We start from the raw sequence: 12,159 nt of genomic DNA on the forward strand, positions 1-12,159 counted from the left end.
GGGCTGTCAGCCAGGGCAGCGCTGCGCCGCCCGGCAAAAGCACGTGGATTTAAGCTATCAGGCCGACTCTGCCAGAGCAAGTTCGCCGCGCGGCTCGATGCGCTCGGTTCCGTTATACAAGCGCGCATTCTGCAAGCCGACAAACAGGCGTTCGCCGCGGGACGGGGCCTCATCGCCCGCCAGCACTACACTCAGCGGTTCGTCATACCACCCAAGAGGCTGGACGACTAATTGGGTGTAGTGCCCCTTCGGACTAGCTTCCAGCACCTGCACCGGCAACGGCGAATCCAGGCTGGTACGGCGGCTGATATCTACTTCCCACGGCCGCAGGAACAGATCGACCGGCCCCTGGTATGCCGGGGTATAGCCTAAAGGCCAGCGGTGGGCGCCGACGTGGAACTGGCCACCGCGAATGGTGCCCTGCAGGCGGTTAACTTCGCCCATAAACTCGAGCACAAAACGGGTCGAAGGTTCACGCCAGACGCGTTCAGGCGCATCGGCCTGTTCGATGTTGCCCTGGCTCATTACCACTACCCGATCGGCGACTTCCATCGCCTCTTCCTGGTCGTGGGTAACAAACACGCTGGTGAATTTTAATTCTTCATGTAGCTGGCGCAGCCAGCGGCGCAGTTCTTTACGCACCTGCGCATCCAGCGCGCCAAAGGGTTCATCCAGCAGCAGAATTTGCGGCTCGACCGCCAGCGCGCGCGCTAACGCTACGCGCTGCTTCTGGCCGCCGGAAAGCTGTGCCGGATAACGGTCGGCAAGATGGGCCAGTTGCACCATCTCCAGCAGTTTGGTCACTTTGGCTTTAATCGCCGCCGCATTGGGACGCTCACGGCGCGGCAGCACGGTCAGGCCAAAGGCGATGTTATCGAATACCGTCATATGCCGAAACAGCGCATAGTGCTGGAAAACAAAGCCCACTTTACGATCGCGGGCGTGCATCCGGCTCACGTCGGTGCCGTGAAAACGGATATGGCCGCTGGATTGATGCTCCAGCCCGGCGATAATCCGCAATAAGGTGGTTTTACCGGAGCCGGACGGCCCCAGCAGCGCAACCATTTGCCCGGAAGGGATATCCAGCGAGATATCATTCAGCACCTGGGTGCGACCAAACGATTTCTTAATATTGGCAATCTCAATGCTCATGATTTCCCTCCTGTTGCGCGCGTTTTTCCTGATTGGCCAGACGCCATTGCAACATACTCTTTAAAAACAGGGTCAAAATAGCCATTAACGTCAGCAGGGCTGCGGCGGTAAACGAACCGACGGTGTTGTAGTCCTGCTGCAGTAGTTCAATTTGCAGCGGCAGCGATAGCGTTTCGCCGCGGATCGAGCCGGAAACGACCGACACCGCGCCGAATTCGCCAATCGCGCGGGCGTTGGTCAACACCACGCCGTACAGCAGCGCCCAGCGAATATTGGGTAGCGTCACCCGGCGGAACATCTGCCAACCGGAAGCGCCGAGCAGTATCGCCGCTTCATCTTCGTTGCTCCCCTGGCTCATCATCACCGGCACCAGCTCGCGGACCACAAACGGGCAGGTGACGAAGATAGTCGCCAGCACCATGCCCGGCCAGGCGAACATGATCTGCATGTTGTGCTCATCAAGCCAGCCGCCGAGTGGGCCGTTGGAGCCGTAAAACAGTAAATAAACCAGACCTGCCACCACCGGCGAGACGGCGAACGGGATATCCAGCATCGTCAGCAGCAGCTGGCGGCCAGGGAAGGTAAAGCGCGTTACCAGCCAGGCCAACAGCGTACCGAATACCAGATTCACCGGCACGGTAATCAACGCGATCATCACCGTCAGCCAGATGGCGTGCAGCATGTCCGGATTGGCCAGGTTTTCCAGCACCGGCATTAACCCTTTACTGAAAGCCTGGACAAAAATATAAATCATCGGCACCACGAGGATGAAGGCGGATACCAGCATCCCGACGCCGATCAGAAACCATTTGCCCCAGTTGATCCGGGGCGCGTCATAGCGCTTCAATTGAGTAACTTCCGCCATTAGTGACCTACCACGCGTCGACCAAAGCGACTCTGCAGGGTGTTGATAGAGAACAGCAGCAGCAGCGAAGCCGCGAGGATCACCGAGGCAATCGCGCTCGCCGCCGGGTAATCAAACTCCTGCAAACGAATGAAAATCATCAGCGAAGTCACTTCCGTTTTCCATGCGATGTTGCCGGCGATAAAGATCACCGCACCGAACTCGCCAAGGCTGCGGGTAAACGACAGCGCAATCCCCGCCAGCAGGGCTGGCGACAGTTCAGGCAGCACCACTTTGCGGAAACTCTGTAAGCGCGTCGCGCCGAGGGTTTCCGCCGCCTCTTCATATTCCGGCCCTAACTCTTCCAGCACCGGCTGCACGGTACGCACCACAAACGGGATGCTGGTAAAGGCCATCGCCACCGCGATGCCAAGCCAGGTATAGGTCACTTTGATATCAAACTTCGCCAGCCACTCGCCGTACAAGCCATTAACCGAGAACAGCGAGGCCAGCGTCAGGCCCGCCACCGCCGTCGGCAGCGCGAACGGCAGGTCCATTAGGGCATCGAGCAGCGTACGGCCTGGAAAACGATAACGGGTAAGAATCCACGCCATCAGCAGGCCGAACACGCCGTTAAAAATCGAGGCCACGAAGGCCGACAGCAGCGTGACTTTATAGGCGGCGACCACCTGAGGGTTGGTAATCACCTCCCAATACTGCGCCCAGCTCATCTGCGCCAGCTGCATCACCAGCGCGCTGAGCGGCAACAGTAAAATCAGGCACACAAACAGCAGGCTGGTGCCAAGGCTCAGGGTAAAGCCCGGCAGCACGCGCTTGGACGACACAGCCAACATTACTGACGCCCCGCTGCCAGCAGTTTGTCCAGCTCGCCGCCGCTGACGAAGTGGGTTTTCATCACTTCAGGCCAGCTGCCAAACTGGTCTTCCACGCGGAACAGTTCGGTCTGCGGGAATTTATCTTTCAGCGACGCCATCACTTTCGGATCGTTCACGCGATAGTAGTAATCGGTGATGATGGTCTGCGCCTGCGGACTATAGAGATAGTTCAGGTAGGCTTTCGCCGCTTTTTCAGTACCGTTGGCCTTAACGTTTTTGTCTACCCACGCGACCGGGAATTCGGCGAGGATATTGACCTTCGGCACAACGACTTCGAACCCCTGCGCTTCATACTGTTTACGGATGTTGTTAACTTCCGATTCAAAAGTAATCAGCACATCGCCCAACCCGCGCTCGACGAAGGTGGTGGTCGCGCCGCGACCGCCGGTATCGAATACCTCGACGTTCTTCAGGAACTGGGTCATGAACTGTTCGGTTTTGGCTTTATCGCCGCCATCGGCTTTGTCCGCCGCCCCCCAGGCCGCAAGATAGGTATAGCGCGCGTTGCCTGAAGTTTTAGGATTCGGGAAGATCAGCTTCACGTCAGAACGCACCAGATCGTTCCAGTCATGAATATTTTTGGGATTGCCCTTACGCACCAGGAACGCCATGGTCGAATAGAACGGCGAGCTGTTATTCGGCAGACGGCTCTGCCAGTCTGCCGGGATCAGGTTGCCTTTATCATGCAGAATCTGGACGTCCGTCACCTGGTTATAGGTCACGACGTCAGCCTTCAGACCTTGCAGAATCGCCAACGCCTGCTTGGAGGAGCCCGCATGTGACTGCTTAATGGTCAGCTTGTCGCCGCCGTTTTCTTTTGCCCACTGCTGTTCAAAAGGCGGATTAAGGGCGGCGAACAGCTCGCGGGAAACATCATAGGAACTGTTCAGCAGTTCAGTCGCCTGCGCCTGCGCCACCAGCAGCATGGAAGCTGCCAGCGCCAGATATCCTTTTTTCAGTGATTTAACGGCCATTGCGCACCCTTATCAAAAATGATCATTTACTGATGATCATCATATTTATAACGAGTACGAAAGGAGTAACGGTTTTATATACCGTTTGGCGATTTGGAAGTAGAAAAGAGAATAAGCAACTGGCAAAGCTTTGCTGAAAGCGGCTGTACGTATGCTGGATTCGCTTACACCCTAACCCTCTGGGTTAGGGTTAGGGTTAGGGTGAGGGGAAAAATTACAGCGCCTGAATACGCTCCAGCGACGGCGCGAAGTAATAACCGCCGGTCACCGGTTTAGTGAAGCGCAGCATGGCATCGCGCTTACCGTCGGTATCGCCGAACATACTCAGCAACTGCTGCTCAATGTTATACAGGCGAGCGCAGTAGGCGCAGAAGTACAGGCCGTTAGTGCCGCTGGCGGTACCGTATGGCAGGCTCTGGCGGACGATTTTCAGCCCTTTGCCATCTTCTTTTAAGTCCACGCGGCTCAGGTGCGAAGTAATCGGGCGCTCGTCGCCGTCGATCTCTTCGTTGGCGTCTTTGGTACGGCCAATCATCATCTCCTGATCCGGCACGCTCATGCGGTTCAGTTGCTTAAGATTGTGCTCCCAGCGTTGCACGAATACGTAGCTGCCGCCCGCGTCAACGCCGTCTTTAATCACCGCGACTTCACGGCGGGTTTCTTCGCCTGCCGGGTTTTCGGTGCCGTCGACAAAGCCGCTCAGATCGCGTTCTTCCACCCAGCGGAAACCGTGAATTTCTTCTTTCACTTCAATGGCGTCGCCGAAAGCGGCCACCGCCGCCTGGGCGACGGAAAAGTTCACTTCATGACGGGCGGATAAAATATGAATCAACACGTCATACTGCGTGGATGGCGCCAGCCCTTTGCCGTAAACCGGAAAATCTTTTAACTCTTCCGCGCCTTCACCAGCGCTCAGCTGACGCCAGACGGTATTGCCGAAAGCGACCACCGCGCCGAGTTTGGCGTCAGGAAATTTAGCCTGGAAGGTGGCCACATTATCGACAAAAATTTTGCTCGCTTCGCGCAGGGCGTTAACGTCCCCTTTTACATTGGCTTCAATCCAAATCGCCGCGCGGCAATGTTCCGGCAAAATGCCGCTCTGAACCTGAGACATCGCTCCTCCTGAAATGATGCAACCACAACGCTATGACGTTGCTAACGCGCCATTGTAACCGTTTTTATCCGCCCACGTGTCTCTTCAGATCAAATTAGCGACGCCAGATAATTTTGCTGACTTTCCAGTTCTTCAGGGTATCGTCGGACGGCATCAGCTCGTCCGGGCCGCTCCAGTGGCCGGTAAAGGCGTAGCTGATGTGCTGGCTGCCAGGCGCTTTACATTCCACCACCGCGCCGTTGTCGGGAACGCCTTTCTCGCAGTTGCCGAACGCTTTGCCGTACAGCTCGCTAAACGGGGTACCGATTTTCACGCCGCTGGCGGCGGGAATCGCGCTATCGCGCACATCAATGCGGCTCACCGTACCGCCATCGCCGTTGATAGTCAGCGCCAGCTTGTCATCCTTTAGCGCTTCAAAATAGTGAACGATTTTGCCATCCGCGGTTTTCATTCCGCTGCGCAGACGGTAGCTGCCGCCGAGGGCATCGCTAATTGCCTGTTCATTGAGCGGCGTCGACGCCGTCAGTTTACCCACGCCCTGCTCGGTGACCTCGTTGGAGGAACCAAACCAGTTCCATGGATAGGCAGCCGACCAGTTCACCGCGCTCATCGTTGAGCAGCCGGTTAGCGCCAGCGGAAGCGCGCAAAGCATTAGACGTAGCGATTTCATAACTCAATCCTTTCTGATTCATTCAACGCATGTTGGAGTGCGCGATCGGCAAAAAGTGCCATTAAAGCGCTTCAAGGCGAAAACAGGCGTGCAACCTGCGGCTGGTTATCAGCCACCATAGCGCATAAATATCGGCCGCCAGCAGGGCGATGGTCAGCATGGAAGGCGCCTCGCCGGTGAACCACAGCCACGGCTGCCAGGCCAGCAATAGCGCCTGTGAAGCAATCAGCAGCCAGCGCATCAGCGGCCAGAGACGCGGGAAACGCTGACGCTGACCGCTAAGCAGAAATGCCGCGACCGCCGGTACGCCGGGCAGCAAACCCAGCCAGAAGTTATCGTGATCGGGATAGAACAGGCTCAGCAGCGCATCCCCCTGCTGGCGGGAGGCGCCGGCCATGACGAACAGCACCCAGGTGCGCGCCTGCAGCAACAGCACACCCCAAAACAACAGCGGCAGCCGTAAACGACCCTGGGTATCATAATCGGCAGGAATAAATTCAGTATTCTTCATCTTCAATCAGGCGTTTACCCAGGGTGAGTACATCCGAGTGCTCGTAACCGAGACGCTCGTACATCCCCTGCACCACATCGTTATCGTCACGCACCATAATTGAAATTTTCGGGCAACCGCGGGCGATCAGCTTCTTTTCCAGCCGATTGAGCAGCGCATTAGCGATACCGCGGCCGCGGTATTCCGGATGTACGCCAAGATAGTAAGCGGAGCCGCGGTGGCCGTCGTAACCGCCCATCACCGTCCCCACCACTTCACCGTTCACTTCAGCGACCAGAAACAAGCTCACGTCGTGGTTGAGCTTACGCTCGATATCCATTTCCGGATCGTTCCATGGGCGCAGAAGATCGCAGCGCTCCCAAAGGGTGATCACTTCTTCGAAATCCTGCTGGCGAAAAACGCGAATCTCCATGGTATTCCCCACCATTTACGGTTAAAAACAGTGATTATGGCGCGAATATGACTGATAGCCAATATCAGGCGAAATCATCAGCAAAAAATGGCATAATATCGCTTTGTCATGTATTGAAATGAAAAGTAAAACAATTCTTATTTTGAGTGGTCGTAACGGGAAACGCGATACGATATAACATTGGACATCACTTGTTTACAATTCAGGCCGAATGAGCACTTTTAAACCATTAAAAATACTTGCTTCGCGCCGTCAGGTGCTGAAAGCAGGACTGGCTGCGATGACGCTAACCGGCGTCGCTTCCCAAGCCACTGCCAAAGAGCAGCCGCTAAAAACTTCCAATGGACACAGCAAACCCGTCGCAAAGAAAGCAGGCAGCAGGCGTCTGGTGATGCTTGACCCCGGTCATGGCGGCATCGATACGGGGGCAATTGGCCACAACGGTTCGAAAGAAAAACACGTCGTGCTGGCCATTGCTAAAAATGTGCGCAGCATTTTACGCAGCAACGGCATCGATGCCCGTCTGACGCGTAGCGGCGATACCTTTATTCCGCTGTACGATCGCGTTGAGATCGCCCACCAGCACGGCGCCGATCTGTTTATGTCGATTCACGCCGACGGCTTTACCAACCCGAGTGCGGCCGGCGCCTCCGTCTTTGCGCTCTCCAACCGCGGCGCCAGTAGCGCCATGGCGAAATATCTCTCCGAGCGCGAAAACCGCGCCGATGAGGTCGCCGGTAAAAAAGCGACGGATAAGGACCATCTGCTGCAGCAGGTATTGTTCGATTTGGTGCAAACCGACACCATTAAGAACAGCCTGACGCTCGGCTCGCATATTCTGAAAAAGATTAAGCCGGTGCATAAACTGCACAGCCGCAATACAGAGCAGGCGGCCTTTGTGGTGCTGAAGTCCCCTTCGATTCCCTCGGTGCTGGTCGAAACGTCGTTCATTACCAACCCAAATGAAGAGAAGCTACTCGGCACAACCGCTTTCCGCCAGAAGATTGCTAACGCTATCGCTTCCGGCATTATTAGTTATTTCCACTGGTTCGATAACCAGAAAGCGCATTCGAAGAGACGTTAATGAAACCCGATGTACAGCAGGTCAAAGCCTTCCTTCTTCAGCTGCAGGATGCCATTTGCGCCAAACTCTCCGCCGTTGACGGCAAGGATTTTGTTGAAGATAGCTGGCAGCGCGAAGGCGGCGGCGGCGGACGCAGCCGGGTTTTACGCGACGGCGGCGTCTTTGAGCAGGCCGGGGTTAACTTCTCTCACGTCCATGGCGATGCGATGCCCGCCTCAGCTACCGCCCACCGCCCGGAACTGGCCGGGCGCAGCTTTGAGGCGATGGGCGTTTCGCTGGTGGTGCATCCGCGCAACCCCTATGTGCCGACCAGCCACGCTAACGTTCGCTTTTTTATTGCCGAGAAGCCCGGCGCCGACCCGGTGTGGTGGTTCGGCGGCGGGTTTGATCTAACGCCTTATTATGGGTTTGAAGAAGACGCCATTCACTGGCATCGTACTGCCCGCGATTTATGCCTGCCGTACGGCGACGAGGTCTATCCGCGCTATAAAAAGTGGTGCGATGATTACTTCTTCCTTAAGCACCGTAACGAACAGCGCGGCATTGGCGGTCTGTTCTTTGATGATTTAAATACTCCGGACTTCGACCACTGCTTCGCCTTTATGCAGGCAGTGGGCAACGGCTTTACCGACGCTTACCTGCCGATCGTTGAGCGCCGAAAAACCACGCCTTACGGCGAACGCGAACGCGATTTCCAGCTTTATCGCCGCGGGCGCTATGTGGAATTCAATCTGGTGTGGGATCGCGGCACGCTGTTCGGCCTGCAGACCGGCGGGCGTACGGAGTCTATTCTGATGTCGATGCCGCCGCTGGTGCGCTGGGAGTATGACTACCATCCGCAAGAAGGCAGCCCGGAAGCCGCATTGAGCGAGTTTATTAAAGTCAAAGAGTGGATCTGATTTAGGTCTCCTGAGACAAAAAAGCCCCGGATTACCGGGGCTTACTTTTTTATTGTGCTTACAGCGGCTGGGTCTGCGCTTCCACGACCGCCAGCGCCACCATGTTGACGATACGGCGCACGGAGGCGATAGGCGTGAGAATATGCACCGGCTTAGCGATACCCATCAGTACCGGCCCGACGGTTACCCCTTCCGAACTGGAGACGCGCAGCAGGTTGTAGCTGATACGCGCGGCTTCCATATTCGGCATCACCAGAATATTAGCCGCCCCTTTCAGCGGGCTATCCGGCATACGATCGTTGCGGATGCTCTCCACCAGCGCGGCGTCGCCGTGCATTTCGCCGTCAATCATCAGATCCGGCGCGCTCGCTTTCACCAATTCCAGCGTTTTGCGCATTTTGCTGGCAGACGGGCAATCAGCTGAACCGAAGTTAGAGTGCGACAGCAGCGCGACACGCGGTTCGATACCAAAACGACGCACGCTTTCCGCCGCCATCAGGGTGATCTCCGCCAGCTCTTCCGGCGATGGATCGTGGTTGACATAGGTATCGGCGATAAAGGTGTTTCCGCTTGGCAGCAGCAGCGCGTTCATCGCCCCGGCGGTGCTGACGCCGTCGCGGAAGCCAAACAGCGGCTGAACCACGCGATAGTGCTCATGATAATCTCCGATGGTTCCGCAGATCATCGCATCCGCCTCACCGCGATGAACCATAATCGCGCCAATGACCGAAGTGTTGCTAATGACCGCCCGCTGCGCCTGCTCCTGGGTAATGCCGCGGCGCTTCATCAACTGGTAGTACTCGCTCCAGTACTCTTTGAAGCGCGGATCGGATTCATTATTGACGATTTCGAAGTCCACGCCCGCTTTAATCTGCAGGCCCAGTTTCTGGATGCGCATTTCAATCACGCTCGGGCGACCGATGAGGATTGGCTTCGCCAGCCCCAGAGAAACCAGCTCCTGCGTGGCGTGCAACACGCGAGTCTCCTCGCCTTCCGCCAGCACCACGCGCTTCGGCTCTTTGCGCGCCTGGGAGAAGATCGGCTTCATAAACAGGTTAGTTTTATAGACGAACTCGCTCAGTTTCTCGATGTAGGCATCGAAGTCGGCAATCGGCCGGGTCGCCACGCCTGATTCCATCGCCGCTTTAGCGACCGCTGGCGCGATCTTGACGATCAGGCGCGGATCGAACGGTTTCGGAATAATGTACTCCGGGCCAAAGCTGAGATCCTGGTCGCCATAGGCGGAAGCCACGACTTCGCTCTGTTCGGCATGCGCCAGCTCGGCGATAGCATGAACCGCCGCCAGCTTCATCTCTTCGTTTATCGCCGTCGCGCCAACATCCAGCGCGCCGCGGAAGATGAACGGGAAGCACAGCACGTTGTTGACCTGGTTTGGATAGTCGGAACGGCCGGTACAAATAATCACGTCGTCGCGCACTTCCTTCGCCAGCGGCGGTAGGATTTCCGGCTCCGGGTTCGCCAGCGCGAGGATCAGCGGTGAGCGCGCCATCTTCTTGACCATCTCCGGAGTCAGAACTTTCGGCCCGGAGCAGCCAAGGAAAATGTCCGCGCCATCGATGACATCGTCGAGGGTACGTTTCCCGTCGTCTTCCACCGCGTAGGCCGCTTTGGTTTCCGCCATGTTGGCTTCGCGGTCTTTATAGATAACGCCTTTCGAGTCGCAGACCACGATATTGTGTTTCTGCATTCCCAGCGCCACCAGCAGGTTCATACAGGCGATAGCCGCCGCTCCCGCGCCGGAGACCACCATCCGCACATCAGAGAGATTCTTCTCAACCACCCGCAGACCGTTGAGAATTGCCGCGGTGCTGATAATCGCCGTGCCGTGCTGATCGTCGTGGAACACCGGAATATTCATGCGCTCACGCAGTTTCTGCTCAATGTAGAAACATTCCGGCGCTTTAATATCTTCGAGGTTGATGCCGCCAAACGTCGGCTCCAGGGCGGCAACGACATTAATGAATTTGTCAGGATCCAGCTCATCAACTTCAATATCGAACACATCGATACCGGCGAACTTTTTAAACAGAACGCCCTTTCCTTCCATTACCGGTTTTCCGGCCAGCGCGCCGATATTGCCTAAACCGAGGACAGCGGTACCGTTGGAGACCACCGCCACGAGGTTGCCGCGAGCGGTGTATTTGTAAGCGGCCAAAGGATCCTTCTCAATTTCCAGGCACGGCGCGGCAACGCCCGGCGAATATGCCAGCGCCAGATCGCGTTGGGTCGCCAGGGGCTTAGTCGGCGACACCTGAATTTTCCCGGGCACCGGGAACTCGTGGAAATCGAGGGCGCTTTGTTTCAACTGCTCATCCATTTTATGGTTCCTTTCACGTATCGAATCGTAGGGGGTGAAGCGTGATGGCGAGCCGTCGGCCCGCCTTAAGGCGAGGCTTAGTATCGCGCCTGACGGCGGTTTAAACTTTGAAGGCCGCCATACTCTTGCCATCACAAAGGTCTGGTTGTTATCAATTTATAATATTTATGTAACCTAGTTTCACGGTCAATGATAGCCCCGTCTGCTATGCTTTTTAGTTATGTACCTCATCACGACCTCTACCGCATAACGACAAGAACTCATGCAACTTATTGTTCCAGGAGTACTTTTTAATGAACCAGCTAGACAGTATCAAACAATTCACCACCGTAGTCGCCGACAGCGGCGACATTGAATCTATCCGCCACTATCAGCCTGAAGATGCCACCACCAACCCTTCGCTGCTCTTAAAGGCTGCCGGACTGGATAACTACGCCGGGCTTATCGATGATGCCCTCGCCTGGGCTGCAAAACAGGGCGGCAACCGCGAGACGCAGGTCGCCAATGCCTGCGATAAACTGGCGGTCAATTTTGGTGCGGAAATACTCAAAAGCATCCCAGGGCGCGTCTCCACCGAAGTCGATGCCCGTCTCTCCTTCAATCGTGAAAAAAGTATCGAGAAAGCACGCCATCTGGTCGCTCTCTATCAGGAAATGGGGATCGATAAGTCGCGGATCCTGATCAAACTAGCCTCCACCTGGGAAGGGATCCGCGCCGCGGAGGTGCTGGAAAAAGAAGGGATTCACTGCAACCTGACGCTGCTGTTCTCTTTCGCCCAGGCTCGCGCCTGCGCTGAAGCCGGCGTGTTTCTGATTTCGCCCTTCGTCGGGCGTATTTACGATTGGTATCAGGCGCGTCAGCCGTTAGATCCTTACGTGGTTGATGAAGACCCGGGGGTGAAATCGGTGCGCAATATCTACGACTATTTCAAACTCCATAAGTACAACACCATCGTGATGGGCGCCAGCTTCCGCCGTACCGAACAAATCCTCGCGCTGGTCGGCTGCGACCGCCTCACCATCTCCCCGGCCTTGTTACAAGAGCTGCAGGCCAGCGACGCGCCGGTAGTACGCAAACTCATCCCCGCTCATCAGATACTGCCGCGCCCGGTTCCGATGAGCGAAGCGGAATTCCGCTGGGAGCATAACCAGGATCCGATGGCGGTAGAAAAACTGGCGGAAGGTATTCGCCAGTTCGCCGTCGATCAACGCAAACTGGAAGATCTGCTAGCAGCAAAACTGTCATCCTTTGTCACGGAGTAAACG

12 protein-coding genes are annotated in these 12,159 nt (G+C 56.3%); 3 read left to right on the plus strand and 9 right to left on the minus strand.

Annotation, left to right across the window (positions count from 1 at the left end):
- Positions 1-57: 57 nt before the first annotated feature.
- The 8 genes from cysA to EAE_RS00460 all read right to left on the minus strand — a co-directional run bounded on the left by cysA (position 58) and on the right by EAE_RS00460 (position 6,573).
- Entirely contained in the window at positions 58-1,152 is a 1,095-nt protein-coding gene (gene cysA / locus EAE_RS00425) for a sulfate/thiosulfate ABC transporter ATP-binding protein CysA (protein ID WP_015365491.1), read from the minus strand.
- The gene (cysW, locus tag EAE_RS00430) at positions 1,142-2,017 is read right to left on the minus strand and encodes a sulfate/thiosulfate ABC transporter permease CysW (RefSeq protein ID WP_015703135.1); all 876 of its coding nucleotides are present in this window, start codon (positions 2,015-2,017) and stop codon (positions 1,142-1,144) included. The genes cysA and cysW overlap by 11 nt, the downstream gene beginning before the upstream one ends.
- A complete protein-coding gene (gene cysT, locus EAE_RS00435; protein ID WP_015365489.1) occupies positions 2,017-2,850 on the minus strand; it encodes a sulfate/thiosulfate ABC transporter permease CysT in 834 nt (277 codons plus the stop codon). The genes cysW and cysT overlap by 1 nt, the downstream gene beginning before the upstream one ends.
- Positions 2,850-3,866, minus strand: a complete 1,017-nt coding sequence (locus EAE_RS00440; protein WP_015365488.1) for a sulfate ABC transporter substrate-binding protein — start codon at positions 3,864-3,866, stop codon at positions 2,850-2,852. The genes cysT and EAE_RS00440 overlap by 1 nt, the downstream gene beginning before the upstream one ends.
- 214 nt (positions 3,867-4,080) lie before the next feature.
- A complete protein-coding gene (locus EAE_RS00445) occupies positions 4,081-4,980 on the minus strand; it encodes a Dyp-type peroxidase (RefSeq protein WP_015703136.1) in 900 nt (299 codons plus the stop codon).
- Between the two features lie 94 nt (positions 4,981-5,074).
- Positions 5,075-5,650, minus strand: coding sequence for an RpoE-regulated lipoprotein (locus tag EAE_RS00450; RefSeq protein WP_015703137.1), 576 nt, complete (start codon positions 5,648-5,650; stop codon positions 5,075-5,077).
- Positions 5,651-5,711: 61 nt separating this feature from the next.
- Entirely contained in the window at positions 5,712-6,161 is a 450-nt protein-coding gene (locus EAE_RS00455; protein WP_015365485.1) for a DUF2919 domain-containing protein, read from the minus strand.
- Positions 6,148-6,573, minus strand: coding sequence for a GNAT family acetyltransferase (locus EAE_RS00460; RefSeq protein ID WP_015365484.1), 426 nt, complete (start codon positions 6,571-6,573; stop codon positions 6,148-6,150). The genes EAE_RS00455 and EAE_RS00460 overlap by 14 nt, the downstream gene beginning before the upstream one ends.
- A 211-nt stretch (positions 6,574-6,784) precedes the next feature.
- Between EAE_RS00460 and amiA the strand changes: the two genes are divergently transcribed.
- The gene (amiA, locus tag EAE_RS00465) at positions 6,785-7,657 is read left to right on the plus strand and encodes an N-acetylmuramoyl-L-alanine amidase AmiA (protein WP_015365483.1); all 873 of its coding nucleotides are present in this window, start codon (positions 6,785-6,787) and stop codon (positions 7,655-7,657) included.
- The gene (hemF, locus tag EAE_RS00470; protein WP_015703138.1) at positions 7,657-8,556 is read left to right on the plus strand and encodes an oxygen-dependent coproporphyrinogen oxidase; all 900 of its coding nucleotides are present in this window, start codon (positions 7,657-7,659) and stop codon (positions 8,554-8,556) included. Before amiA ends, hemF begins: the two co-directional genes overlap by 1 nt.
- Positions 8,557-8,614: 58 nt before the next feature.
- On the opposite strand, the gene maeB is transcribed toward hemF, so the two are convergent.
- Positions 8,615-10,894, minus strand: coding sequence for an NADP-dependent oxaloacetate-decarboxylating malate dehydrogenase (gene maeB, locus EAE_RS00475; protein WP_015703139.1), 2,280 nt, complete (start codon positions 10,892-10,894; stop codon positions 8,615-8,617).
- Positions 10,895-11,187: 293 nt separating this feature from the next.
- Here maeB and tal point away from each other — a divergent pair, with 293 nt between their 5' ends.
- A complete protein-coding gene (gene tal, locus EAE_RS00480) occupies positions 11,188-12,156 on the plus strand; it encodes a transaldolase (RefSeq protein WP_015703140.1) in 969 nt (322 codons plus the stop codon).
- Positions 12,157-12,159 lie beyond the last annotated feature (3 nt).

Source organism: Klebsiella aerogenes KCTC 2190 (genome assembly GCF_000215745.1).
Lineage (GTDB): Bacteria > Pseudomonadota > Gammaproteobacteria > Enterobacterales > Enterobacteriaceae > Klebsiella > Klebsiella aerogenes.

Bases quoted from the DNA above. Each gene is read 5' to 3' on its own strand.
- cysA (WP_015365491.1), bottom strand. From the start codon at position 1,152: ATGAGCATTGAGATTGCCAATATTAAGAAATCGTTTGGTCGCACCCAG.
- cysW (WP_015703135.1), bottom strand. From the start codon at position 2,017: ATGGCGGAAGTTACTCAATTGAAGCGCTATGACGCGCCCCGGATCAAC.
- cysT (WP_015365489.1), bottom strand. From the start codon at position 2,850: ATGTTGGCTGTGTCGTCCAAGCGCGTGCTGCCGGGCTTTACCCTGAGC.
- EAE_RS00440 (WP_015365488.1), bottom strand. From the start codon at position 3,866: ATGGCCGTTAAATCACTGAAAAAAGGATATCTGGCGCTGGCAGCTTCC.
- EAE_RS00445 (WP_015703136.1), bottom strand. From the start codon at position 4,980: ATGTCTCAGGTTCAGAGCGGCATTTTGCCGGAACATTGCCGCGCGGCG.
- EAE_RS00450 (WP_015703137.1), bottom strand. From the start codon at position 5,650: ATGAAATCGCTACGTCTAATGCTTTGCGCGCTTCCGCTGGCGCTAACC.
- EAE_RS00455 (WP_015365485.1), bottom strand. From the start codon at position 6,161: ATGAAGAATACTGAATTTATTCCTGCCGATTATGATACCCAGGGTCGT.
- EAE_RS00460 (WP_015365484.1), bottom strand. From the start codon at position 6,573: ATGGAGATTCGCGTTTTTCGCCAGCAGGATTTCGAAGAAGTGATCACC.
- amiA (WP_015365483.1), top strand. From the start codon at position 6,785: ATGAGCACTTTTAAACCATTAAAAATACTTGCTTCGCGCCGTCAGGTG.
- hemF (WP_015703138.1), top strand. From the start codon at position 7,657: ATGAAACCCGATGTACAGCAGGTCAAAGCCTTCCTTCTTCAGCTGCAG.
- maeB (WP_015703139.1), bottom strand. From the start codon at position 10,894: ATGGATGAGCAGTTGAAACAAAGCGCCCTCGATTTCCACGAGTTCCCG.
- tal (WP_015703140.1), top strand. From the start codon at position 11,188: ATGAACCAGCTAGACAGTATCAAACAATTCACCACCGTAGTCGCCGAC.